At 63.0% G+C, this 23171-nt stretch carries 23 protein-coding genes and 2 pseudogenes; 3 read left to right on the forward strand and 22 right to left on the reverse strand.

What is annotated here, in order from left to right:
* Positions 1-9: 9 nt before the first annotated feature.
* From BLV47_RS25485 to ubiE, 13 genes and pseudogenes are all read right to left on the reverse strand, one after another.
* Positions 10-570 (reverse strand): annotated as a pseudogene (locus BLV47_RS25485) (methyl-accepting chemotaxis protein); the annotation flags it as partial.
* 101 nt (positions 571-671) lie between these two features.
* The gene (istB, locus tag BLV47_RS25490) at positions 672-1421 is read right to left on the reverse strand and encodes an IS21-like element IS1474 family helper ATPase IstB (RefSeq protein ID WP_062838242.1); all 750 of its coding nucleotides are present in this window, start codon (positions 1419-1421) and stop codon (positions 672-674) included.
* A complete protein-coding gene (istA, locus tag BLV47_RS25495; RefSeq protein ID WP_062838241.1) occupies positions 1309-2994 on the reverse strand; it encodes an IS21 family transposase in 1686 nt (561 codons plus the stop codon). Before istA ends, istB begins: the two co-directional genes overlap by 113 nt.
* Before the next feature lie 225 nt (positions 2995-3219).
* Positions 3220-4572, reverse strand: a pseudogene (locus tag BLV47_RS25500) (methyl-accepting chemotaxis protein); the annotation flags it as partial.
* 124 nt (positions 4573-4696) lie between these two features.
* The gene (locus BLV47_RS25505) at positions 4697-5404 is read right to left on the reverse strand and encodes a 16S rRNA (uracil(1498)-N(3))-methyltransferase (protein WP_092318847.1); all 708 of its coding nucleotides are present in this window, start codon (positions 5402-5404) and stop codon (positions 4697-4699) included.
* Positions 5401-6195, reverse strand: coding sequence for a twin-arginine translocase subunit TatC (gene tatC, locus BLV47_RS25510; protein ID WP_092318849.1), 795 nt, complete (start codon positions 6193-6195; stop codon positions 5401-5403). The genes BLV47_RS25505 and tatC overlap by 4 nt, the downstream gene beginning before the upstream one ends.
* A complete protein-coding gene (gene tatB, locus BLV47_RS25515; RefSeq protein WP_092318851.1) occupies positions 6192-6644 on the reverse strand; it encodes a Sec-independent protein translocase protein TatB in 453 nt (150 codons plus the stop codon). Before tatB ends, tatC begins: the two co-directional genes overlap by 4 nt.
* A 10-nt stretch (positions 6645-6654) precedes the next feature.
* Positions 6655-6936: a twin-arginine translocase TatA/TatE family subunit gene (locus tag BLV47_RS25520; protein WP_092318853.1), complete on the reverse strand. Its 282-nt coding sequence runs from the start codon at positions 6934-6936 to the stop codon at positions 6655-6657.
* Between the two features lie 25 nt (positions 6937-6961).
* Entirely contained in the window at positions 6962-7294 is a 333-nt protein-coding gene (locus BLV47_RS25525) for a phosphoribosyl-ATP diphosphatase (protein WP_060837142.1), read from the reverse strand.
* A gap of 1 nt (position 7295) precedes the next feature.
* The gene (gene hisI / locus BLV47_RS25530) at positions 7296-7688 is read right to left on the reverse strand and encodes a phosphoribosyl-AMP cyclohydrolase (protein WP_092318855.1); all 393 of its coding nucleotides are present in this window, start codon (positions 7686-7688) and stop codon (positions 7296-7298) included.
* Between the two features lie 80 nt (positions 7689-7768).
* Positions 7769-9373 carry a ubiquinone biosynthesis regulatory protein kinase UbiB gene (gene ubiB / locus BLV47_RS25535; RefSeq protein WP_092318857.1) on the reverse strand — a complete coding sequence of 535 codons (1605 nt, stop codon included), beginning with the start codon at positions 9371-9373 and terminating at the stop codon, positions 7769-7771.
* Entirely contained in the window at positions 9370-9993 is a 624-nt protein-coding gene (locus BLV47_RS25540; RefSeq protein WP_092318859.1) for a ubiquinone biosynthesis accessory factor UbiJ, read from the reverse strand. Before BLV47_RS25540 ends, ubiB begins: the two co-directional genes overlap by 4 nt.
* A complete protein-coding gene (gene ubiE / locus BLV47_RS25545) occupies positions 9993-10763 on the reverse strand; it encodes a bifunctional demethylmenaquinone methyltransferase/2-methoxy-6-polyprenyl-1,4-benzoquinol methylase UbiE (protein WP_011058802.1) in 771 nt (256 codons plus the stop codon). The genes BLV47_RS25540 and ubiE overlap by 1 nt, the downstream gene beginning before the upstream one ends.
* Positions 10764-10918: 155 nt before the next feature.
* Here ubiE and BLV47_RS25550 point away from each other — a divergent pair, with 155 nt between their 5' ends.
* The 3 genes from BLV47_RS25550 to BLV47_RS25560 all read left to right on the forward strand — a co-directional run bounded on the left by BLV47_RS25550 (position 10919) and on the right by BLV47_RS25560 (position 12643).
* On the forward strand, positions 10919-11194 hold the full coding sequence (locus tag BLV47_RS25550) for a polyhydroxyalkanoic acid system family protein (protein ID WP_060842246.1): 276 nt from the start codon (positions 10919-10921) through the stop codon (positions 11192-11194).
* A 200-nt stretch (positions 11195-11394) separates the two neighbouring features.
* Positions 11395-11817, forward strand: coding sequence for a phasin family protein (locus BLV47_RS25555; RefSeq protein WP_060837147.1), 423 nt, complete (start codon positions 11395-11397; stop codon positions 11815-11817).
* Between the two features lie 10 nt (positions 11818-11827).
* On the forward strand, positions 11828-12643 hold the full coding sequence (locus BLV47_RS25560) for a phasin family protein (protein WP_092318862.1): 816 nt from the start codon (positions 11828-11830) through the stop codon (positions 12641-12643).
* A gap of 81 nt (positions 12644-12724) precedes the next feature.
* Here BLV47_RS25560 and BLV47_RS25565 read toward each other — a convergent pair whose 3' ends face one another.
* The 9 genes from BLV47_RS25565 to argS all read right to left on the reverse strand — a co-directional run bounded on the left by BLV47_RS25565 (position 12725) and on the right by argS (position 23155).
* Complete coding sequence (locus BLV47_RS25565) at positions 12725-13345, reverse strand: TetR/AcrR family transcriptional regulator (protein WP_092318864.1); 621 nt, start codon at positions 13343-13345, stop codon at positions 12725-12727.
* Positions 13346-13408: 63 nt separating this feature from the next.
* Positions 13409-15091 (reverse strand): class II poly(R)-hydroxyalkanoic acid synthase, encoded by a 1683-nt coding sequence (gene phaC / locus BLV47_RS25570; RefSeq protein WP_092318866.1) that lies wholly within the window; start codon positions 15089-15091, stop codon positions 13409-13411.
* A gap of 108 nt (positions 15092-15199) precedes the next feature.
* Complete coding sequence (gene phaZ / locus BLV47_RS25575; RefSeq protein WP_092318868.1) at positions 15200-16060, reverse strand: poly(3-hydroxyalkanoate) depolymerase; 861 nt, start codon at positions 16058-16060, stop codon at positions 15200-15202.
* Positions 16061-16190: 130 nt separating this feature from the next.
* Positions 16191-17870: a class II poly(R)-hydroxyalkanoic acid synthase gene (gene phaC, locus BLV47_RS25580; protein ID WP_092318870.1), complete on the reverse strand. Its 1680-nt coding sequence runs from the start codon at positions 17868-17870 to the stop codon at positions 16191-16193.
* Positions 17871-18128: 258 nt separating this feature from the next.
* The gene (locus BLV47_RS25585) at positions 18129-18506 is read right to left on the reverse strand and encodes a gamma-butyrobetaine hydroxylase family protein (RefSeq protein WP_092318872.1); all 378 of its coding nucleotides are present in this window, start codon (positions 18504-18506) and stop codon (positions 18129-18131) included.
* A 79-nt stretch (positions 18507-18585) separates the two neighbouring features.
* Complete coding sequence (gene hslU / locus BLV47_RS25590; protein WP_092318874.1) at positions 18586-19923, reverse strand: ATP-dependent protease ATPase subunit HslU; 1338 nt, start codon at positions 19921-19923, stop codon at positions 18586-18588.
* Positions 19924-19980: 57 nt separating this feature from the next.
* A complete protein-coding gene (gene hslV, locus BLV47_RS25595) occupies positions 19981-20511 on the reverse strand; it encodes an ATP-dependent protease subunit HslV (protein ID WP_003186641.1) in 531 nt (176 codons plus the stop codon).
* Positions 20512-20709: 198 nt separating this feature from the next.
* Complete coding sequence (locus BLV47_RS25600; protein ID WP_092318876.1) at positions 20710-21417, reverse strand: SPOR domain-containing protein; 708 nt, start codon at positions 21415-21417, stop codon at positions 20710-20712.
* Between the two features lies 1 nt (position 21418).
* On the reverse strand, positions 21419-23155 hold the full coding sequence (argS, locus tag BLV47_RS25605) for an arginine--tRNA ligase (protein ID WP_092318878.1): 1737 nt from the start codon (positions 23153-23155) through the stop codon (positions 21419-21421).
* Positions 23156-23171 lie beyond the last annotated feature (16 nt).

Genomic DNA, 23171 nt, shown 5'->3' on the forward strand with positions numbered 1-23171 from the left:
CAAAGCGACTCAGACCCGGAAACGCCCCACCAGGCTCTGCAAGTGAATCCCCAAGCGTGCCAGCTCGGCGCTGGAGGCCGCGGTTTCCTCGCTGGCCGATGATGTCTGTTCGGACACATCCCGCACATTCAACACACTGCGATTGATCTCTTCGGCGACGGCACTCTGCTGCTCGGCGGCGGCGGCGATCTGCTGGTTCATCGCCTGGATCGCCGACACGGTGCGGGTGATGTTCTCCAGGGAACCGCCGGCCCGGCGGGTCAGCTCGACGCTGCTGTCGCTCAGGCTGCGGCTGGTGTCCAGGGTGCTGGCCACTTGCTGGGTGCCGCTTTGCAGGCCGACGATCAGCTCGGCGATTTCCTCGGTGGATTGCTGGGTGCGTTGGGCCAGGCTGCGCACCTCGTCCGCGACCACGGCGAAACCGCGTCCGGCTTCACCGGCTCGGGCGGCTTCGATGGCGGCGTTGAGGGCCAGCAGGTTGGTCTGCTGGGCCACGGACTTGATCACGTCCAGCACGCTGCCGATCTTGTCGCTTTCCTGCTTGAGGTGGCCCATGGCTTCGGTGGAGTTGCCCACCTTGCGGATTTCGGTGAACGTGACCGAGCGTTTCGCTAATACGTGACCGGTGCTTCCACCCCGGTTGCGCGGGTTCTGGATTGTAATCGCATCGGTCACGATGCGGCTTGTTCCTCGGCTTTTTTTCGGCGCAGCGACTCGCCTTTCATCGTCAGTCGGTAGGCGTTGTGCACCAGGCGGTCGAGGATGGCATCGGCCAGGGTCGGGTCGTTGATCCAGCCGTGCCAGTGCTCGATGGGCAGTTGGCTCGTCAGGATGGTGGAGCGGCTGCCAGCGCGGTCGTCGATCACCTCCAGCAGGTCATGCCGGGCTCCTTCCTCCAGCGGGGCTAGCGCCCAGTCGTCCAGCACCAGGACGTCGACCTTTGCCAGCTGTTGCAGGGTACGGCCGAAGCTGCCGTCGCCATGAGCGATGCGCAGTTGTTCCAGCAGGCGCGGGGTGCGCAGGTACAGGGTGCTATAGCCCTGGCGGCAGGCCTGGTTGCCCAGGGCGCAGGCCAGCCAGGTTTTGCCGGCACCGGTCGGGCCGGTCAGCAGCAGGTTGTGCTGCTGGCGGATCCAGTCGCCACTGGCCAGGGTGGCGATCAGACGCTCGTCCAGGGCGCGTCCGGTGCGGCGGTCGAGATCTTCCAGGCAGGCGTTGGCGTACTTGAGCTTGGCCTTCTTGCGCAGCCGTACCAGGCGCTGGTTGTCACGCCAGGCCAGTTCGCGGTCGAGCAGTAGGCCGAGGCGTTCATCGAAGCTCAGGCTGTGGCTGGCCGGCAGCGTCCATTGCTCTTCCAGGGCGCGGGCCATGCCGTCCAGGCGTAGCTGGTGCAGTTGATTCAGGGTGTGTTGCGGCATCATCGAACAGCTCCTGTTGCGGGGGTTGGTAGTAGTCGGCGCCACGGACGTTCTCGTGGTCGCCGGGTAAGGTCGTTTCGGCGGCACGCTGGGGCAGCGGCTGTTGATCCAGGCCTTGCTGGAGCAGGTTGCGCACGCTGCGCCCGGTGAAGGCGCGCAGGTGTACGGCACGTTCGGCAGCGGCTTCCAGGCGTGCATTGCCATAGCGCCGGGCCAGCGAGAGCAGGCCGAGGCAGGCGCGGTAGCCCATCTCCGGGTGCGGCTTGTGGGTCAGTTGGTGATCGATCAGTTGGCGCGTGTAGGGGCCGATCCGCGCGCCCCAGTCGAGCAGGCGTTGTGGCGTCCATTCGCGATGCGCCTGGTGCGCCGCGGGCATGTGCTCGCGCTGGGTACTGTAAGCGCCGCGTCGCCCCAGCAGCAGGTGGCTGGCCACCCGCCGGTTGCCATGCAGCACTTCCAGGGTGTGTGCCGTCAGTCGCACGTCCACGTTCTGCCGGGCCAGGGCGGAGGGCACGCTGTAGAAGCTGCCATTGACCTCGATGTGGTAGTCGATGCTGACCTTGCAGCGCTTGAAGGTGGCGACCTCGTAGGGATGCACCGGCAGCGCTCGCAAGGCCGGGCGATCCAGGCGCTCGAACCAGTCGCGCCGGCAGCCATCGAGCCGCTTGAACGGGCGCCGATTCAGATCCTCCAGCAGCTCGGCGATGGCCTGGTTAAGCGCATGCAGGCTGAAGAACTGCCGATGGCGCAGCCGCGCCATGATCCAGCGCTCGACCACCTGCACCGCCACCTCGGCCTTGGCCTTGTCCTGAGGCTTGCGTGGCCGTGCCGGCAGGATCACCGTCTGGTAATGACGCGCGCACTCCAGCGTGGCCCGGTTCAGGCCCGGCTCGTAGCGATCCGGCTGGGCGACCAGGGCGCGCGGATTGTCCGGCACAACCATTTCCGGCACGCCGCCAAAGTAGGTCAGAGCCTGGCCCAGCGAGGTCAGCCAGTCCACCTGGGTTTCGCCTGGCGTCGCGCAGGCATAGGTGTAATTCGAGGCGCCCAGGGCGGCGACGAAGATGTGCGCCCGGCGCACTTCGCCGGTGGCCGGGTCGACCACCGGCAGCGTCGGCCCGGCATAGTCGATGAATAGCTTCTCGCCCGCACGGTGCAGCTGACGCATCGAACGTTTGAGCGTCTGGGCGTAGCGCCGGTAGTGCTCGACGAACTGGGTGTAGCGGTAGGTCGGCTGGCCCGCATGCGCGGCGAGATATTCCTCCCACAGCAGCTGCAAGGTCACGCCCTTGCGTCGCAACTCGCGGTGGATGCTCAGCACATCGGGCAGCACTCGCTCACCGCGCGGCTTGTTCGTCGACGTCGGTGCAAACAAGGCGGCCGCCAGCGCGGCCTCGTCCATGGCCACCAGCGCCGGCCAGTCCAGCCCGGCCACCCGCGCCGCCGCGATGTACTTGCTAACCACGCCCTTGGACAGCTGCAAGGCACGGGCAATCTTCTCGTGGGACAAGCCGGCCTCAAACTTGAGGCGCAGACATTCTTTGATGTTTCGCATGGCTACTCGCGGCGCCGCCATCTTCCTCTCCCGAAATCGGTCGAGGATGGCGGCGCATCAGGTCATGCGCAACGAAGGGGAAGGCTTTCGCTAAGTCGTGACCGGCGATTTCGGTAAGCCGTGACCACCTGTTTCGGAACAGGCGGAAAATCGGTCACGTTGCTACCGAAATGAGCGGTCACGCGTTAGCGAAATGACCGGTCACGATCAACCGAAACGGCCGGTCACGGTGCTCCGAAATCCGCACACCTCGCTGGCCAGGCGCTCGATCTGGGCGATGGCTTCGTTTACCACCCGGTCGCCTTCGCGTGCCTGCTGATCGGCGGCTACGGCCGCTTCCGAAGCCTCTTCGGCGTTGCGCGCCACTTCCTGCACCGTGGCGGCCATTTCATTCATGGCTGTGGCCACCTGGTCGGTCTCGACTTTCTGGCTGTTGACCCCGGCGCTGGTCTGCTCAGTGACGGCGGACAGTTGTTCGGCGGCGCTGGCGATCTGGGTCACGCCGTCGCTGATGCCGCCGATCAGCTCCCGCAGGCCCAGGGTCATGCGTTGCATGGCGCGTTGCAGTTGGCCCATCTCGTCGCGGCGATCGACTGCCAGGTCCTGGCTGAGGTCGCCGGAAGCCACGCGCTCGGCGGCCTTGAGGGTCTGTTGCAAGGGCTGGATGATCTGCCGGGTGATGGCCCAGGCAGCGACCATGCCGAATACCAGAGCCAGTAGCGTGGCGATCAACAGGGTGCTCTTGGCCTGGCCAGCCTCGCTGTCACGCTTGGCGGTCTGAGCAGTGGTCAGTTGCTTGCTCAGGTTCATCAGGCGGTCGCCCTGGGCGGCCATGCGCTTGAGGGCGGCGGCGCTGGCTTCCTCGGCGTCGCTGAAGGCGCTGACCGCCGCGCGGTAGGCCTTGAGCGAGTCGCTGGCCTGTTGCAGGTTGGCGATATGCTGATCCGGCAGGCGCGAAGGCAGGCCGGTGAGGTTGTTCAGGGCGTTGTCGATGGCGTCCAGGGCCGGCTGCTTGGCTTCGGGCTTGCCGCTGTAGGTGTAGCCGCGAACCTGGAAGCGTGCCTGCTGGATCAGCCTGGAAAGCTCGATGACGTTGTTGAACTGGGTCACGCTGTCGCCTTGCAGCAGCGACTTCTCGACTTCGGCGACCCGGGCCGCGGCGTTGTCCGCGCTGGCGCCGAGCTGGGAGCGGGCGGCCTCACGGGCGGCGGTGGCGCGTGTCATGTCGTTGAAGGCCCGGTGATACTCGGCAACGGCATCCAGTTGCTGCTCGACCATGGCGATGCTTTCGGGCTGCTGCAACTGTTGGCGGGCGGCGCGCAGGCCCTCGTCGAGCTGTTGGAGCATGCCGTTGACGGCATCGGGACCTTGTTCGCCATGGAGCATCTCGTAGTTGAGGCGGGCGATGCGCAGGTCCTTGGTCATGGCGTAGAGGGTGGAGATGTTGCCCAGCTTATCGCCACGATCGATGACTCCCGCCAAGCCCGTCCAGCCGGTGGCGGTGATCAACAGGGTCAGCAGCAGTACCAGGCCGAAGCCGATGCCGAGCTTGAGGCTGACGCTCAGGTTTCCCAGATTTTTGGCTAGCCAACCGTACATGCTGCGAACTCCCTTTTAGCAATATGGGCTTAACCATAGGCTATCGGCGGGAACCCTGGATTCTGTAACGATAATGGCGGTTTGATATTGCGCGCGACAGACCCGGCTGTGGCCGGGTCCATCCTCAGAACAGACGGGCGAGCAGGGCGGTGACGGCAGTTTCCACCCGCAGGATGCGTTCGCCCAGTTGCACCGGTTGCAATCCGGCCTTGCCCAGCAGGTCGATCTCGTAGGGAATCCAGCCGCCTTCCGGGCCGATGGCCAGGGTCACCGGCCGATCCACGTCGCGTGGGCAGGGCGGGTACTGGCCCGGGTGACCCACCAATCCCAGGGTGCCGGTACAAAGGGCCGGCAAGCGGTCCTCGACGAAGGGCTTGAAGCGTTTCTCGATCACCACGTCGGGCAGCACACTGTCGCGTGCCTGCTCCAGGCCAAGGATCAGTTGTTCGCGAATGGCTTCGGGTTCAAGGAACGGGGTCTGCCAGAAGCTCTTTTCGACCCGGTAGCTATTGACCAGCACCAGCCGGGGCACACCCATGGTGGCTACGGTCTGAAACACCCGGCGCAGCATTTTCGGCCGCGGCAGGGCCAGCACCAGGGTCAGGGGCAGCTTCGCCGGTGGCGCTTGCTCCAGGCTGATTTGCAGTTCGGCTTCGCCTGTTTCCAGGCGCAGGACCCGGGCGCTGCCCATCAAGCCGCCAATGCGCCCCACGCGCAGGCTGTCGCCCACGGCTACCCGATGCACTTCCTGCATGTGGGTCAGGCGTCGATCGCGCAGCACCACTCGGTCGGCCGCGATGAAGTCGGCCTCCTCCAGAAGCAGCAGGTTCACGCTTGGGTCGCTGGCGGCTGGTCGTTGTGATCGTCGACCGGGGCGTCGTCCGGATGCTCGCCGCGCTTGCTGATCAGCCCGCCGAACAGCACGCCAATCTCGAACAGCAACCACATGGGTACGGCCAGCAGGGTCTGGGAGAAGATGTCCGGCGGCGTGAGGATCATGCCCACCACGAAGCAGCCGATGATCACGTAGGGGCGGATCTTGCGCAGGTACGCCACGTTGACCACGCCGATCCACACCAGCAGGACCACGGCCACCGGGATCTCGAAGGCCACGCCGAAGGCGAAGAACAGGGTCATGACGAAATCGAGGTAGCTGGTGATGTCGGTCATCATTTCCACGCCGGCCGGGGTGGCGGCAGCGAAGAACTTGAAGATCAGCGGGAACACCAGGAAGTAGGCGAAGGCCATGCCGACGTAGAACAGCAGGATGCTCGATACCAGCAAGGGCACGGCGATGCGTTTCTCATGCTTGTACAGGCCTGGTGCGATAAAGCCCCAGATCTGGTGCAGGATCACCGGAATGGCCAGGAACAGCGACACCATCATGGTCAGCTTCAGCGGCGTCAGGAACGGCGAGGCGACGTCGGTGGCGATCATCGTCGCGCCGACCGGCAGGTACTGGCGCAGCGGGGTGGAGACGATGGTGTAGATCTGCTGGGTGAAGGCGAACAACCCGGCGAAGATGATGAAGATCGCCGCTACGCAGCGCAGCAGGCGGGTACGCAGCTCGGTGAGGTGCGATACCAGCGGCATGTGTTGGTCGTTCTCTGGGATATCGCTCATGGTGCTCGCGGCGGCAAGGTGGAGTCGTGGGGGGCCGTGGTGGCGGGTGTTGCCACCGGGGCTGCTGGCTCTGCGGTCGGTGCCGACGTCGCTGTCGCGGGGGCGGGCACTTCGCTGACTGGCGCGGCTTCGGCCTGCGGTGTGGTGCCTGGCGCGTGGATCGTCTGCTCGGCCACAGGCTCCACTGGAGTGGGTTGCTGCTGGGTCGGGGCGAGGATTTTTCGCGCCTCCTGCTCCAGGGACAGAATGTGCTCGTTGTGCAGTTGCCGACGAATTTCATCGGCCCCGATTTCCCGTTCAACTTCCTGTTTTATCGCGTTGAAGCTGCGCTTGAGGCGCCCGACCCACAGGCCGGCGGTGCGCGCAGCGCCGGGCAGGCGCTCGGGGCCGAGCACCAGCAGGGCCACCAGGCCCACCAGCAGCAGTTCAGAGAAGCTGATACCAAACATTAGTCAGTGCTCACGAGTCTTTGCGGGTCGGCTCTTCGACTTTCTGGGCCTGCACGTCGATGGTGTGCGGCTGGTTCAGTGGCGCAGTGTGCTGGGGCTGAACCGGTGGTACCGGTTGGGCCGCTGGAGGGACCACTGGCTCGGCCGGTTTTTCGTCGTCGTTCATGGCCTTGCGAAAGCCCTTGATCGATTCGCCGACGTCGGTGCCCAGGTTCTTGAGCTTCTTGGTGCCGAATACCAGTACCACGACCACCAGGATGACGATCCAGTGTTTCCAGTCAAAAATGCCCATGCTGCGTTTCCTCTTAGAAAGTTGTTCAGGCGGACGGGCGCGAGGCTTTCTCGGCGTGTCCGGACAGACCGAAGCGGCGGTCCAGCTCATCGAGCACGGCCTGGGGGTGCTGTCCCAGCTGCGCCAGCATGACCATGGTGTGGAACCACAGGTCCGCGGTTTCGTAGATTAGGTCGCTGCAGTCGCCGCTGATGGCGGCGTCCTTGGCGGCGATGATGGTTTCCACCGACTCTTCGCCGACCTTTTCCAGGATCTTGTTCAGGCCCTTGTGATACAGGCTGGCGACGTAGGAGCTGTCGGCTGCGGCGTCTTTGCGTTCTTCCAGCACCTGGGCCAGACGGGTGAGGGTATCGCTCATGTCAGTGTCCTGCAGAATAAATCGCGTGCGGGTCCTTGAGGACCGGTTCGACGGTTTTCCACTCGCCGTCTTCGTAGACGCGGTAGAAACAGCTGTGGCGGCCGGTGTGACAGGCGATGTCGCCGATCTGCTCGACCATCAGGATGATCACGTCGGCGTCGCAGTCCAGGCGCATTTCATGCAGCTTCTGCACGTGCCCGGACTCTTCGCCCTTGCGCCATAGCTTGCCACGGGAACGTGACCAATAGATGGCGCGGTTCTCAGTGGCGGTCAGGCTCAGGGCCTCGCGGTTCATCCAGGCCATCATCAGTATGCGCCCGGTCTTGTGGTCCTGGGCGATGGCCGGCACCAGGCCGTCCGCGTCCCATTTGATCTGGTCCAGCCAATCTTTCATGTTCGACTCCGACAACCGGGCACAACCCGCTGGTGGCGCCTCGGCGATTGCGACAGTTTGCCAGCAGGTCGCGCCACTGGCTATCGGCGCACGATCAGATACAGGCCCACTGCGATCATCACGCCGGCAGGCCAGTGCCCCAGTTCCTGCAGCGGGCCGCCGGCGGCCAGAACGGCGCCGCCGCCCAGATGGGCAGTGCCCAGCAAGCGCAGGAACCAGTCGTCCTTGCGTCGCTGCCAGGGCGCCGGAGGGTCGGCGACGTGGGGCTGCGACATGCGCTCCAGCAGGTCACGGGTCATGTTGGCCAGGTGCGGCAGTTGCTCGATCTGGCTGTGGATATTGCCGATCACGGCCTTGGGGCTGACCCGCTCGCGCATCCAGCGTTCCAGGAAGGGTTGCGCGGTATTCCACAGGTCCAGGTCCGGGTACAGCTGGCGGCCCAGGCCTTCGATATTGAGCAGGGTCTTCTGCAGCAGCACCAGTTGTGGCTGCACTTCCATGTTGAAGCGCCGGGCCGTCTGGAACAGGCGCATCAACACCTGGCCGAAGGAAATATCCTTCAGCGGTTTTTCAAAGATCGGCTCGCACACGGTGCGGATCGCCGCCTCGAATTCGTTGAGCTTGGTTTGTGCCGGGACCCAGCCAGAGTCGATGTGCAGCTGGGCCACGCGGCGGTAGTCGCGCTTGAAGAAGGCGAACAGGTTGCGCGCCAGGTAGTCCTGGTCTTCCGGGGTCAGGCTGCCGACGATGCCGCAGTCGATTGCAATGTACTGCGGGCTCCAGGGTTGCACGGTGCTGACGAAGATGTTGCCCGGGTGCATGTCGGCGTGGAAGAAACTGTCGCGGAATACCTGGGTGAAGAAGATCTCCACGCCGCGCTCGGCGAGCATCTTCATGTCGGTGCGCTGGTCGGCCAGGGTGGCCAGGTCGGTCACCTGAATGCCGTAGATGCGCTCCATCACCAGCACTTTCGGCCGGCACCAGTCCCAGTAGACCTGGGGCACATACAGCAGCGGCGAGCCTTCGAAGTTGCGCTTGAGCTGGCTGGCGTTGGCCGCCTCGCGCAGCAGGTCGAGCTCGTCGTAGATGGTCTTCTCGTAGTCGCTGACCACGTCCACCGGATGCAGCAGGCGCGCGTCGGCGGAGAGCTTTTCCGCGGCGCGAGCGAGGATGAACAGCCACGCCAGGTCCTGGGCGATGATCGGCTTGAGCCCGGGGCGGATCACCTTGACCACCACTTCTTCGCCGGTCTTGAGCTTGGCGGCGTGAACCTGGGCCACCGAGGCCGAGGCCAGGGGTTCGATGTCGAAGCGGCTGAACACGTCGCTGATCTTCTTGCCCAGTTGCTCCTCGATCAGGGCCACGGACTTTTGCGAGTCGAAGGGTGGCACCCGGTCCTGCAGCAGCATCAGCTCGTCGGCGATGTCTTCCGGCAGCAGGTCGCGGCGGGTGGAAAGGATCTGCCCGAACTTGATGAAGATCGGGCCCAGGTCCTGCAGCGCCAGGCGCAGTCGGGCTCCGCGGCTCAGGTCCAGCGACTTGCGCGGGAACCAGCGCCAGGGCAGGGCGAAGCGCAGGGCCAGGAGAAACCAGGGCAGGGGCAGGGCGAACAGCAGGTCATCGAGGCGGTAGCGGATCACGACGCGCTGGATGCGCAACAGACGGCGGACGGCAAGCAGCTTCATGCGTTATCGCTTGGGTCAAGGGAGCGGGAAAGGCGCTCGAAGCGCGCCTCAAGGCGTTCCAGGTCGAGTTTGGCCTGATCCAGTTCGCGAAAGCGCGCTTCGGCTTCGCGCTGACCCACCAGGGTCCGCGATTCTTCGGCAAGGAATTCGGCAAGGTTCTGATTCAGGCTGGCAAAGCCCTGTTGATACCAGCGTGCGCGGCTGCGCACATGGCCACTGAACAGCTGGGTGGCCACCGGCCCCAGCCAGCGCGACAGTTCGTATTCCCAGTCCAGCTCCAGGTCCTGGAGGATGGCCGCCAGGTCCAGCAGCGCGCCGCTGTCGCCTTCCAGCTCCACCTCCGGTGCGTGCAGGACAGCGGTCTTGTCCTTGCTCAGGGCCAGGCGTACCAGGCTCGATGCCGGCGCGCGGAGGGTGCAGTCAGGGTCGGCGGCCCACTGGCTGGCCAGTATCAGGCCTTCATCACTGGGCAGGATAAACAGCTGCAACGCCGGGCTGCGGCAGTCGACGGCGATCACCTTGCCATTGAGGTGCTGCAGGCGCGGCAGGGCCGTGCTGTCCAGGCGCAGCACCCGGTTGATGCCGGTCTCGACGCTGGCGAGCAGGCCGCTGAGCAACATCAGGGCTTGATGCCGCGGTGCAGGGCGACGATGCCTGCGGTCATGTTGTGATAGGTCACGCGGTCGAAACCGGCCTCGACCATCATCGACTTCAGGGTTTCCTGATTGGGGTGCATGCGGATCGATTCGGCCAGGTAGCGGTAGCTTTCCGAGTCGTTGGTGATCAGCTTGCCGGCCAGGGGCATGAAGGCGAACGAATAGGCGTCGTAGACCTTGGACATCAGGGCGTTGGTCGGCTTGGAGAATTCCAGCACCAAGAGGCGGCCGCCGGGTTTGAGCACCCGCAGCATGGAGCGCAGGGCGTCTTCCTTGTGGGTGACGTTGCGCAGACCGAAGGCGATGGTCACGCAGTCGAAATGGTTGTCCGGGAACGGCAGTTTTTCCGCATCGGCCTGGACGAATTCGACGTTGCCGGCCACACCCAGGTCCAGCAGGCGATCACGGCCGACCTTGAGCATGGATTCGTTGATATCGGCCAGCACCACTTGGCCGGTAGGGCCTACCAGGTGGGAAAAACGCTTGGTCAGATCGCCCGTGCCGCCGGCGATGTCCAGCACGCGATTACCGGCGCGCACGCCGGAGAGCTCGATGGTGAAGCGTTTCCACAAACGGTGCATGCCGCCCGACAGTACGTCGTTCATCAGGTCGTACTTGGCCGCTACCGAGTGGAACACTTCTGCGACTTTTTCCGCTTTCTGGCTTTCAGGAACGTTCTTGAAGCCGAAGTGCGTGGTGGGTTCGGCATCGCTGCCTTTGCGCTGATCAGTCATATCGCTGTCACCAAAAGAGAATGCGCGACATTCTAATCCCGGTGGCGGCCTTTGTCTTGGCAAGGCTGAATGTAAGATAGCGAACCGCCGGGACGTTTTGACGCACGCAGGGTCAAGATGCTTCAGGCAAGTCCGGAAACAGCAGGAGTCCTTCGATGGCCCGTATTAGTGTTGAACGCGCCCATGGCCTGGGTAAGCAGGTAGCCCGTGAAAAGGCCGACAAACTGGCGCAGAAACTCGCCGATCAGTATGGCCTGGAGCCGCAATGGGCGGGGGATACGCTGAACCTCAAGCGCTCCGGGGTCAAAGGCGCTGTGCATGTGGGTGAGGCGTCGATCCGGATCGATGTGGAACTGGGGCTGTTGATGTCGGCCATGAGCGGCACCATCAAGTCCGAAATTGAAAAAGCCCTGGACAAGGCCCTGGCCTGACCCCCGATCCCCAGGCGCCGGCTGCAGGCAAATTGCAGGTACTGCAATGGCGCCATGCTCAAGAGCCTCGCCGGCGAACCGGCTCCTACATCAATTGATGACATTCGTTAGGGTGCCGATTCTAATTTTTCCCTTTAGGTTGTGTCTCAGGTCCTCGTTCCGAGGACAGTTCCTCAAACCTTCCGCGCGTGAGGTGCACCATGGCCAAAGTGATTCTGAAGAAAAAAGTTGATGTTCAATCGACTGCTCTGAGCGAAGTCAAATCCTATGCCCGCAAGATCTGGCTGGCTGGCCTGGGTGCCTACGCCAAAGTCGGTCATGAGGGCAGCGAATACTTCCAGGAGTTGATCAAGGCCGGTCAATCCGTTGAAAAGAAAGGCAAAAAAGTTGTCACTGAACAACTTGAAGCCGCCAACAGTCAGATAGATAGCGTTAAAGGGGATGTCAGTACGCTTAAAGGCAAGGTCGAAGTGCAACTGGACAAGGTCGAAAAGGCCTTTGACACGCGCGTCGCCAGTGCCTTGAATCGCATCGGCATTCCGTCTAAACATGACGTTGAGACACTCTCTGCTAAGCTCGATGAGCTGACGGCGTTGCTCGAACGTGTCGCGCGTAAACATTAAGGAGAACGGGATGGCTGGTAAAAAGAATACTGAAAAAGAAGGCAGCTCGTGGATCGGGAAAGTCGAAGAGTACTCCCGTAAAATTTGGCTTGCTGGTTTAGGCGTGTACTCGAAAATCGACTCTGACGGCAGCAAGCTTTTCGAGACATTGGTCAAGGACGGTGAGAAAGCCGAGAAACTGACCAAGAGCGTAGTCGGCAAGAAAGTTGATGCCGCCAAAGACTCCGCAAGTTCGGCCAAGTCGCGCATCAGCGACGTCAAGGACCGCGCCCTGGGCAAGTGGGACGAACTGGAAGGCGCTTTCGACAAGCGTTTGAACAGTGCCATCTCGCGTCTGGGCGTACCGAGCCGCAATGAGGTGAAAGCGCTGCATGACAAGGTCGATACCCTGACCAAGCAGATTGAAAAACTCACAGGTGCCAAGGTCACGCCGGTTGCGGCCAAAACCGCCGCTGCCAAGCCTGCGGCTAAACCTGCAGCCAAGCCTCTGGCCAAACCAGCGGCCAAAGCTGCAGCGAAACCCGCCGCCAAGCCCGCCGCGAAAACCGCTGCTGCCAAACCCGCTGCCAAGCCGGTTGCAGCAAAACCTGCGGCCAAGCCCGCCGCCAAGCCAGCGGTGAAAGCCGCCGCCAAACCCGCGGCTAAGCCGGCGGTGGCGAAAAAGCCTGCTGCCAAGAAGCCTGCTGCCAAGCCCGCGGTAGTGGCCAAGCCTGCAGCGACAGCGCCGACGGCTTCGGCCAGTACGGCAAACTCCGCCGCAGCCCCGAGCCCGGCGGTCGCGCCGACTGCTGCGCCAGCTCCAGCGACACCAAGCAGCCAGTCCTGATTGCATCGGGCATAAAGAACGCCCGGTCTGTAAAGGCCGGGCGTTTTTTATTGGGCCGAATTCGCTACTCGCCAGCTGCGCCTAGCCCTGTTCTTCCAGGTAGCGCAATGCCATTTGTTCGGTGGCCAGCTTCGCCGGCGGCAACAGGTGCGGTGCCACCAGCATCATGATCTGGTAGACCACCAGGCGCACTTCCCCTTCGCGATCCAGAATCCGCTGGTAGTCCAGGGAGAACAGCAGGGTCAGGGTGATCTGCTCCACCAGTTGGCCCAGGGCCTGGGTCCCGCTGACCAGCTGTCCCCGAGTCTTGAGTCGGGCCAGCAGCGAGGCCAGGGTTCGCTTGAGGGCGTTGAGCAGGTTGCGAATGCCCTTGGCCAGTTTCGGTAAGCGTCCCGCCAGGTTGGACAGATCCTGGAACAGGAAGCGGTAGTGGGCCAGGCGTTCGACAATCAGGTGCAGGAACAGCCAGTAGTCTTCCGGTGCCAGCTGGGCATCGGACGGCGGATCCAGCAGCGGTGTCAGCTCGTTCTGGAAACGTTCGAACAGGCCGAGCACCAAAGGCTCCTTGCCATGGAAGTGGTAGTAGAGGTTGCCGGGGCTGATGCCCATCTCGTTGGCCACCTCCATGGTGGAGACGTTGGGCTCGCCCTTCTGGTTGAACAGTTGCAGGGCACATTCGAGTATCCGGTCGCGGGTCTTCATCCTGACTTCTTGTCGGTCCATTGGGGGCACGACTCCAGCATGGAGTCGTGGAGCAAAGTGTTTTCAGCGCACGCGCACGTAGGTGCCCGGAGCATCCTCCATGGGCGGATAGTTCTGGTTGCCGAGGGTGGTCAGGGTTTCCCGCTGCGCTCCCGAGCGCTCCTGGACCCAGCTCAGCCACTGGCCCCACCAACTGCCGTCGACATGCTTGGCGTCGTAATACCAGGCTCGCGGATCACTGCTGAGCTTGTGGTTTTCCACGTAGTTGGCCTTGGGGTTGCTCGGGGGATTGAGAATGCTCTGCACATGCCCGCTGTTGGACAGCACGAAGCGTCGTTCCCCGCCCAGCAGCAGGGTCGAGCGATACACCGCATCCCAGGGGGTGATGTGATCGTTGATGCCGGCCACGCTGAAACTGTCCACCGTGACCTTCTGCAGATCGATCGGGGTGCCGCAGACTTCAAGTCCGCCTTCGTGGCTCAGCGGGTTGTGCTTGAAAAAGTCCAGCAGGTCGCCGTGCAAGGCGGCGGGCAGGCGGGTGCTGTCGTTGTTCCAGTAGAGAATGTCGAAGACCGGCGGCTCCTTGCCCAAGAGGTAGTTGTTGACCCAGTAGTTCCAGATCAGGTCGTTGGGACGCATCCAGGCAAACACCTTGGCCATGTCGCGGCCATCGAGCACCCCTTGCTGGTAGGAGCGACGCTTGGCCGCTTCCAGGGTTTTTTCATCGGCAAACAGGGTGGCCGGGCTGTCCAGTTGGCTGTCCAGCAGACTCACCAGGTAAGTGGCGCTGGCGACTCGGCGCAGTTGACGCTTGGCCTGCAGGTGACCTTGCAGGGCGGCGATGGTCAGGCCGCCGGCGCAGGCACCTACCAGGTTGACTTCCCGACTGCCGGTGATGGCCCGGGTGACATTCAGTGCCTCTTCGGTAGCCTCTACGTAGCTCGACAGGCCCCACTCGCGATGGCGCACGTCCGGGTTGCGCCAGCTGATCATGAACACCTGCAGGCCGTTCTTCAGGGCGTACTGGACGAAGCTGTTGTGCGGGCTGAGGTCGAAGATGTAGTACTTGTTGATTTGCGGCGGCACGACCAGCAACGGCTTGGCGTACTGTTTCTCGCTCATGGGGCTGTACTGGATCAGTTCCAGCAGCTCATTGCGAAACACCACCGAGCCTGGGGTCACGGCCAGGTTCTTGCCGATCTCGAAGGCGTGCTTGGTCACCTGGCTGGGCAGTCCGTTGTTGTGCAACAGGTCGTCCAGCAGGTTGCCGATGCCGCGCACCACGCTATTGCCGCCGGTGTTGAAGATTTCCTTGAGGGCCAGGGGATTGAGCAGAGTGTTGGAGGGCGACACCGCGTCGTTGAGCAGGGAGAAGGCAAAGTGCGCCCGGGCCCGGTCGTCCTCGCTCATACCGCTGTCATCGATCCAGTGCCGAACCTGCTTCTGCCAGCTCAGATAGGCCTGCAAGCCTCGTTTGTAAAAGGGGTTTAGGGTCCAGGCCGGGTCGGCGAAGCGGTTGTCCTTGGGGCTGGGTTTATGCAGGGTTTGCCCCAGCAGTACGCGTCCCAGCTGGCCACCCAGGGCCAGGGTATGGCGGGCACTGTGCAATGGGTTGCGCAAGCTGTGGGCCGCAATGCTGCGCAATGTAGAGAACAGATCCCGGCCGCGCAGACCGGTGATCGCGCTCTGTGCGTTGATGTAGGCCGCAGGGGCCGGAAGCGAACCCTGTGCAGGCTTGTCTTGCATGAGTCAACACTCCTTCGTCAAACCACTAACAAGCAGACCAATCCAAGACAGACAACATAGTCGCTCCTGGCCTTTCTTGCGCGCGACGACCCTGTCGGCAGCGTTGTTTTATTTCATTGGGTGCGATGGCAGTGGATGCGGGTGCATCACGGCGCGCTGTCGCTCTTCCTGGAGGAATTTCATGATGATCGGGGCGACGGCCTCGGCCCGGGTGATCAGGAACAGGTGGCCGTCGTCGATGATGTGCAACTGCGCGTTGGGAATCCGCCAGGCCAGCATGCGCATGTTGATCAGGGGAATCAGTGGGTCATCGTCGCCGGCCAGCACCAGGGTCGGCTGGTGGATCTTGTGCAGCCAGTGGATGCTGGTCCAGCCCAGTCCGGCGAACAGTTGCCAGTAGTAGCCCAGCTTGCCGGCCGAGCGGACCTTGGCGGCGTGTTCGGCGGCCAGGTTCGGATCGCGACGGAAGGCGCCGCCGTAGATCAGCGGCGCGATGCGCATCACGTGGGAAGGCTGCACGTAGCGCCGTGGACTGGCCATCATCCACAGCACCTTGGGTTTGCCGGGAACCATGAAGGCGCCGGCGGCAGTGGCCGCCAGTACCAGTTTCTTGCAACGCTCGGGGTAGTCGTAGGCGAACTGCTGGGCCAGGGCTCCACCCCAGGACACACCCACGGCATTGACCTGGCCGTAGTCCAGGTAATCGAGCATGCGGGCGGTCAGCTTGGCCAGGCCGGGAAAGCGATAGGGCCGGCTTGGGGTCGAGGAGCCGCCCACGCCGGGGACGTCGAAGGCAATGACTTCCAGGTCAGGGTCCAGGGCCTGGACAAAGGGAAAGACCAGCTCCAGGTTGGCGCCGATACCGTTGAAGATCAGCAGCGGCGTCAAGTGCGGCTTGCCGGGGCGTACCGCCGTGCGGATGGTCTGTCCATCCAGATCAACGGTGCGAAAGATGAAAGAGTGTGGCATGCCATAGCCCTGTGAATTGAACCATGGGCGACGCCGTCCCGGGCGTCGTCCGGATTTTCCGAGGCCGGGCCTCGTACCAAGAATAGGGCTTGGCGACGCCTCCTGGCGTCGCGTCGTTGAATGCCTTGCCTTAGCGCTCGTGGACGTAGGTCCCCGGTGCGGCCTCGGCGGCGGGGTACTTTTTGTTGCCCAGCGTGCTGGGAGCCGCTTTCAGCTCACCGGAACGCTCCGCCTGCCAGGCTTGCCAGTGCAGCCACCAGGAGTCGGTGTGCTTGATCGAGTTTTCCTGCCATTGATCGGGGCAGGCCGGGATCTCGGTGCTGGTCATGTAGCGCGCCTTGGGATTGCCTGGCGGATTCAGGATGCTCTGGATATGCCCGCTGCTGGACAGCACGAACTCCACGTTGCCGCCAAACAGTTGCGCCGACTTGTAGCAGGACTTCCAAGGGGTGATGTGATCGTTGGTGCCGGCCAGGGAAAAGATATCGGCGGTCACCTGTTTCAGGTCGATGGGCGTGCCGCACACTTCCAGTGCATTGGGGCGTACCAGCGGGTTGTTTTTGAACATTTCGATCAGGTCGCCGTGGAACGCCGCGGGCAGGCGGGTGGTGTCGTTGTTCCAGAACAGGATGTCGAACACCGGTGGTTCGTTGCCCAGCAGGTAGTTGTTGACCCAGTAGTTCCAGATCAGGTCGTTGGGGCGCATCCAGGCAAATACCTTGGCCATGTCGCGACCTTCGAGCACGCCGGCCTGGTAGGAGTGGCGCTTGGCCGCTTCCAGGGTCTGCTCGTCGACGAACAGCGCCACCTGGGTATCCAGGGTGGTGTCGAGAACACTGACCAGCAGGGTCAGGGCATTGACCTTCTTTTCTCCGAGCGCGGCGTAGTGGCCCAGCAGTGCGGTGCAGGTGATACCGCCGGAGCAGGCCCCGAGCATGTTCACATCCTTGCTGCCGGTGATGGCGGTGACCACGTCGACCGCCTCCTTCAGGGCCTCGATGTAGGTCGACAGGCCCCATTCCCGCTGTGCCTTGGTGGGGTTGCGCCAGCTGACGATGAAGGTCTGCACGTTGTTGCGCAGGCAGAAGCGCGCCAGGCTCTTGTCCGGGCTGAGGTCGAAGACGTAGAACTTGTTGATCTGGGGCGGCACCACCAGCAGTGGGCGCTCATGCACCTGTTCGGTGATCGGCCGGTACTGGATTAGCTCCAGCACGTCGTTGCGGAACACCACCGCGCCTTCGCTGGTGCCGAGGTTCTTGCCCACCTCAAAGGCGTCCATGTTGACCTGGCTGGGCATGCCGCCGTTCTGCACCAAGTCCTTGGCCAGATGGGACAGGCCGTCCAGCAGGCTCTTGCCGCCAGTTTCGAAGAAGCGCTTGACCGCGGCGGGGTTGGCCATGCTGTTGGTCGGGGCCATGGCCTCGGTCATCAGGTTGATCACGAAGTGGCCGCGGCTGATGTCCTGATCGGACAGGTTGCTGTCGCCTATCCAGTCGTGAAGTTCCTTGCGCCACGCCAGGTAGGTTTGCAGATAGCGTCGGTACAGCGGGTTCTGGCTCCAGGCCGGATCGTTGAAGCGACGGTCGTCGCTCTCCGGTTGCAGGGTCGACTTGCCGAACATCACGTTCTTCAGCTCAAGGCCGAAATGGGCGACATGCTTGACGCTGTGGATGGGTTGTTTGATGGCCTGGGCGAGCACCATTCGAGCAGAGGTAAGCAGATCCTTTCTACGCAAGCCGATGACCGGATTGAGCCCCAGTGTGTTTTCCGAGGCTTGGCGTTTCAGGTCATCGATATTCTTGTTACTCATCTACGACGCTCCATTGTCCTGAGACGAGTACCGGACCTGCTGTGCAGTCACACAGCACGATGCCAGGTACTACTGCTCGGGTGACCGTTGATTGCGTACCGCTGCTTTAAAAGTGCAGAGAACTCTGCAGGGAACTTGCCAGTTCCATTGGTTACCCGAGTTTAATTTTTTTCGCAAGCAGGCCATTCATTGGCCATACAGCCCAGCATTCAAACAGATGAAATTAGAAAATGCCCTCTAAACAGCCGGAGGCTCGGACTAGAGCATCAGCTTGATTATCGACTCATTCGGATCGCGGGATTTTCCGGCCGTTTTGAGCTCTGCCAGATAATCGCTCCACAGCTCGTCCTGACGCTGAGCCAACTGGTACAGGTAGTCCCAGGTGAACAGCCCGCTGTCATGGCCGTCGTCGAAGGTCAATTTCAGTGCGTACTGGCCCGCCGGTTCAACCTTGCTCAGGCCCACGCCAAGCTTGCCGAACTGCAGGATGGGTTTGCCGTGGCCCTGGACCTCGGCGGAGGGAGAGTGCACCCGCAGGAACTCTGCAGGCAGGTGATAGACCTCGTCCGGCCCGTAGGTCAGGGTCAGGGTTTTCGAGGCTTTGTGCAGGTTGATGCCGGTGGGGAGTTTAGTCATGACGGCAGCTTAAAGCTGCCAGCCGCAAGCTACAAGATGACCGCGGTCAACTTGCAGCTTGAGGCTTTGAGCTTGTCGCTTAGAGGATGTAACGGGACAGGTCTTCGTTCTGCGCCAATTCGCCCAGGTGGCTGTTGACGTAGGCCGCGTCGATGCGGATCGGCTCTTCGCTGTGGGCGCTGGCCAGGTCGCCGGCGCTGAACGACACCTCTTCCAGCAGGCGCTCGAGCAGGGTGTGCAGGCGACGGGCACCGATGTTCTCGGTCTTCTCGTTGACCTGCCAGGCAATCTCCGCCAGGCGCTTGATGCCTTCGGGCAGGAACTCGATGTTCAGGCCTTCGGTCTTGAGCAGCTCACGGTATTGCTCGGTCAGCGAAGCGTGAGGCTCGCTGAGGATGCGCTCGAAGTCTTCCGGCGATAGCGCCTTGAGTTCGACGCGGATCGGCAGGCGCCCTTGCAGCTCCGGAACCAGATCGCTGGGCTTGCTCAGGTGGAAGGCACCGGAAGCGATGAACAGGATGTGGTCGGTCTTGACCATGCCCAGCTTGGTGTTGACGGTGCAGCCCTCGATCAGCGGCAGCAGGTCGCGCTGCACGCCTTCGCGGGACACATCGACGCCGCCGGAGTTGCCGCGCTTGGCCACCTTGTCGATTTCGTCGATGAACACGATGCCGTGCTGCTCGACCGCTTCCAGGGCCTTGGCCTTGAGCTCTTCGTCATTGACCAGGCGGCTGGCCTCTTCGTCGCGCACCAGCTTCAACGCTTCCTTGACCTTGAGCTTGCGGCTCTTGCGCTTGCCCTTGCCCATGTTGGCGAACAGGTTCTGCAGCTGGTTGGTCATCTCTTCCATGCCCGGTGGCGCGGAGATGTCGACACCGGTGACTTCCGCCACTTCGATCTCGATTTCCTTGTCGTCCAGCTGGCCTTCGCGCAGGCGCTTGCGGAACAGCTGGCGGGTGTTGGAGTCCTGGGCCGGCGCTTCATCGCTGCTGAAGCCCATGCGCGCCGGCGGCAGCAGGGCGTCGAGGATGCGTTCTTCGGCGGCGTCTTCGGCGCGGTGGCGAACCCGGATCATTTCCTGTTCGCGGAACATCTTGATCGCCGCATCGGCCAGGTCACGAATGATCGATTCGACATCGCGACCCACATAACCGACTTCGGTGAACTTGGTGGCTTCGACCTTGATGAACGGTGCATTGGCCAGCTTGGCCAGGCGGCGAGCGATTTCGGTCTTGCCGACACCGGTGGGGCCGATCATCAGGATATTCTTGGGCGTCACTTCAACGCGCAGTTCGGCCGGCAGTTGCATCCGGCGCCAGCGGTTGCGCAGGGCGATCGCGACGGCGCGCTTGGCATCGTCCTGGCCGATGATGTGGCGGTTGAGTTCGTGGACGATTTCGCGGGGTGTCATGGACATAGTAATTGGCGGTCCTCAAGCAAGAATGAATGCCGTGGCGCGAGCGCCGCAACAGGCTTATTCCGCGAGATCCTGCTCCTCGATGGTTTGAGTGTGATTGGTGAATACGCAGATGTCGCCGGCAATGCCCAGGGCCGTCTCGACGATTTCGCGAGCCGACAGGTCGGTCTTTTTCAGCAGGGCGCTGGCCGCGGCCTGGGCGTAGGCGCCACCGGAGCCCATGGCGATCAGGCCATCTTCGGGCTCAACCACATCGCCGTTGCCGGTGATGATCAGGGAGGCGTCCTTGTTGGCGACGGCCAGCATGGCCTCCAGACGGCTGAGGGAGCGGTCGGTGCGCCATTCCTTGGCCAGTTCGACGGCAGCGCGCACCAGGTGACCCTGATGTTTCTCCAGCTGGCCTTCGAAACGTTCGAACAGGGTGAAGGCGTCAGCGGTGGCCCCGGCGAAACCGGCTATAACCTGGCCGTGGTACAGGCGACGGACTTTTTTCGCGTTGCCTTTCATCACGGTGTTGCCGAGAGAAACCTGGCCGTCGCCGCCCATGACGACTTTGCCGTGGCGGCGGACTGAAACGATGGTGGTCAAGGGGAAGTCTCCACACAGCGGGGCGAAAGTGCCCTGATGGAAACTCATATGGGGGTGGCTGGGCGTTTTTCAACCGGAGGTTGTAGCGGGGGACCGACGGTATTTTTTGCAAGCTGCAAGAGCTTCGCGGGCAAGCCCGCTCCTGCGGCGCGTTGTGCAGGAGCGGGCTTGTTCGCGATCGATCGTCTAGCCGTTGGCTTAGCGGCTCTGGCGCTGTTGTAACAGCAGGTTGCTGAAACCGGCGCCGGCCAGTTGCTTCTGGGCCACGGTCAGTTGTTCGCGGTTGCTGAACGGCCCGACCAATACCCGGTACCAGGTTTCTTCCTTCACCGTGCCGGATTCCACCGCCACCGACTGGCCCAGCAGGATGATCTGCGCCCGTACCTTGTCGGCATCGGCTTGCTTGCGGAACGAACCGGCCTGGAGGAAGAACTTGGTCACCGGCGCCGCCTTGGCCACCGGTGGCGCCGGTGGTGGGGTGATGCCGGCCAGGGCGGCCTGGGCCCGCGCGGTGTCGATCTTCGCCGCTTCCGCCGGGGTTACCGGGGTGGTCGGCACCGGTGGCACTTGAGGCGTCGGCAGGGTTTTCTCCGGCACCGCTTCCGGCGGCACTATGACCTCCGATTCCGGCAGCAGGGTATAGAAGTCGTACTTCGGCTTCACCGGTTGCTGCGGGCTCGGCGGGGTCTTGTTGGCCTCGGCGATCTTGCTGGCTTTCTGCTGTTCGATCTTCTCGCGCTTGACGCTGTCGCCGCCCTTGCCCGGTTCGAGCTTCATCAGGAACACGATGAAGGCGCCAATGGTCAGGCCGATGGCCAGCCACAGCCAGCCCGGGATCGGCTTCTTGGCCGGGGCCTGGTAGCGGCTGGCGCCACGCTTGGGTGCAGGTTTTTTCTTGGCAGCCAACTTACATTTGCTCCAGGACTTTGAGGCCCAGCAGTTCCAGACCTTGCTTGAGGGTACGGCGGGTCAGCTCGGTGAGGCGCAGGCGGCTGTGCATCTGCGTCGGCGTCTCGGCCGCCAGGATCGGGCAGTTCTCGTAGAAGCTGGAGAACAGGCCGGCCACGTCGTACAGGTAGGTGCAGAGGATGTGCGGCGTGCCCTTGTCGGCGACGTTGTTGAGGATCTCGCCGAACTGCGCCAGCTTGGCCGCCAGCTCCAGTTCCTGGGGCGCGTGCAGTTCGATCTGGCCGCCGACTTCGCTGAAATCCTTGCCCAGCTTACGGAACACACCGGCGGCGCGGGTGTAGGCGTACAGCAGGTACGGCGCGGTGTTGCCTTCGAAGTTGAGCATCAGGTCGAAGTTGAAGCTGTAGTCGCTGGTGCGGTGCTTGGACAGGTCGGCGTATTTCACCGAATCGATGCCCACCACCTTGGCAATGCTGCGCAGATCGGCTTCCGGCAGTTGCGGGTTTTTCTCCTTGACCAGGGCGTAGGCGCGTTCTTCGGCTTCGGTCAGCAGGTCGATGAGCTTCACCGTACCGCCGTCGCGGGTCTTGAACGGACGGCCGTCAGCGCCGTTCATGGTGCCGAAGCCCATGTGTTCCATCTCCATCGGATGGGTCACGAAGCCGGCCTTGCGGGCCACGGCGAACACTTGCTGGAAGTGCAGGGCCTGGCGCTGATCGACGAAGTACAGGGCGCGATCGGCCTTGAGCGTGCCGCTGCGGTAGCGTACGGCGGCCAGGTCGGTGGTGGCGTACAGGTAGCCGCCATCGGCCTTGACGATGATCACCGGCAGCGGCTCGCCTTCGGCATTCTTGAACTCGTCGAGGAACACGCACTGGGCGCCGTTGCTTTCGACCAGCATGCCCTGGGCCTTGAGGTCGTTGACCACGTTGATCAGGTCATCGTTATAGGCGCTCTCGCCCATGACGTCGGCCATGGTCAGCTTGACGTTGAGCAGCTCGTAGATCTTCTGGCAGTGGGACAGCGAGATGTCCTTGAACTTGGTCCACAGCTCCAGGCAGTCCGGGTCGCCGGCTTGCAGCTTGACCACCAGGCCACGGGCACGGTCGGCAAAGGCTTCGGATTCGTCGAAGCGCTGCTTGGCGGCGCGGTAGAAGTTCTCCAGGTCCGACAGCTCGTCACTGGTGATCGGGTTCTCTTCCAGGTAGGCCATCAGCATGCCGAACTGGGTACCCCAGTCGCCGACGTGGTTCTGGCGAATCACCGTGTCGCCGAGGAACTCCAGGACCCGTGCCACGCCGTCACCGATGATGGTGGAGCGCAGGTGGCCAACGTGCATTTCCTTGGCCAGGTTCGGTGCCGACATGTCGATCACCGTGCGCTGCACCGGGCCGGCCTTGCGCACGCCCAGGTGCTCGTCGCCGAGGGCGGCGTCCAGGCGCGCGGCCAGGGCCTGGGTGTTCTGGAAGAAGTTGATGAAGCCCGGGCCGGCGATTTCCGCCTTGCTCAGGTCCTCATGGGCCGGTAGCGCGGCGATGATCTTTTCCGCCAGGTCACGCGGCTTCATGCCGGCGGGCTTGGCCAGCATCATGGCGATATTGCTGGCGAAGTCGCCGTGGGTCTTGTCGCGGGTGTTTTCGACCTGGATCGCCGGCGTCAGGCCTTCTGGCAACACACCTTCGGTGACGAGTTGGGTGATGGCTTGCTGGATGAGCTGGCGAATGGTGTCTTTCATGGTCTTCTCGTTCGAC

Origin of the sequence: Pseudomonas saponiphila, assembly GCF_900105185.1 — a bacterium.
Lineage (GTDB): Bacteria > Pseudomonadota > Gammaproteobacteria > Pseudomonadales > Pseudomonadaceae > Aquipseudomonas > Aquipseudomonas saponiphila.

Coding starts and splice junctions, on each gene's coding strand:
- istB (WP_062838242.1), bottom strand. CDS start 1,421: ATGATGCCGCAACACACCCTGAATCAACTGCACCAGCTACGCCTGGAC.
- istA (WP_062838241.1), bottom strand. CDS start 2,994: ATGGCGGCGCCGCGAGTAGCCATGCGAAACATCAAAGAATGTCTGCGC.
- tatC (WP_092318849.1), bottom strand. CDS start 6,195: ATGAGCGATATCCCAGAGAACGACCAACACATGCCGCTGGTATCGCAC.
- tatB (WP_092318851.1), bottom strand. CDS start 6,644: ATGTTTGGTATCAGCTTCTCTGAACTGCTGCTGGTGGGCCTGGTGGCC.
- BLV47_RS25520 (WP_092318853.1), bottom strand. CDS start 6,936: ATGGGCATTTTTGACTGGAAACACTGGATCGTCATCCTGGTGGTCGTG.
- BLV47_RS25525 (WP_060837142.1), bottom strand. CDS start 7,294: ATGAGCGATACCCTCACCCGTCTGGCCCAGGTGCTGGAAGAACGCAAA.
- hisI (WP_092318855.1), bottom strand. CDS start 7,688: ATGAAAGATTGGCTGGACCAGATCAAATGGGACGCGGACGGCCTGGTG.
- ubiB (WP_092318857.1), bottom strand. CDS start 9,373: ATGAAGCTGCTTGCCGTCCGCCGTCTGTTGCGCATCCAGCGCGTCGTG.
- BLV47_RS25540 (WP_092318859.1), bottom strand. CDS start 9,993: ATGTTGCTCAGCGGCCTGCTCGCCAGCGTCGAGACCGGCATCAACCGG.
- ubiE (WP_011058802.1), bottom strand. CDS start 10,763: ATGACTGATCAGCGCAAAGGCAGCGATGCCGAACCCACCACGCACTTC.
- BLV47_RS25550 (WP_060842246.1), top strand. CDS start 10,919: ATGGCCCGTATTAGTGTTGAACGCGCCCATGGCCTGGGTAAGCAGGTA.
- BLV47_RS25555 (WP_060837147.1), top strand. CDS start 11,395: ATGGCCAAAGTGATTCTGAAGAAAAAAGTTGATGTTCAATCGACTGCT.
- BLV47_RS25560 (WP_092318862.1), top strand. CDS start 11,828: ATGGCTGGTAAAAAGAATACTGAAAAAGAAGGCAGCTCGTGGATCGGG.
- BLV47_RS25565 (WP_092318864.1), bottom strand. CDS start 13,345: ATGAAGACCCGCGACCGGATACTCGAATGTGCCCTGCAACTGTTCAAC.
- phaC (WP_092318866.1), bottom strand. CDS start 15,091: ATGCAAGACAAGCCTGCACAGGGTTCGCTTCCGGCCCCTGCGGCCTAC.
- phaZ (WP_092318868.1), bottom strand. CDS start 16,060: ATGCCACACTCTTTCATCTTTCGCACCGTTGATCTGGATGGACAGACC.
- phaC (WP_092318870.1), bottom strand. CDS start 17,870: ATGAGTAACAAGAATATCGATGACCTGAAACGCCAAGCCTCGGAAAAC.
- BLV47_RS25585 (WP_092318872.1), bottom strand. CDS start 18,506: ATGACTAAACTCCCCACCGGCATCAACCTGCACAAAGCCTCGAAAACC.
- hslU (WP_092318874.1), bottom strand. CDS start 19,923: ATGTCCATGACACCCCGCGAAATCGTCCACGAACTCAACCGCCACATC.
- argS (WP_092318878.1), bottom strand. CDS start 23,155: ATGAAAGACACCATTCGCCAGCTCATCCAGCAAGCCATCACCCAACTC.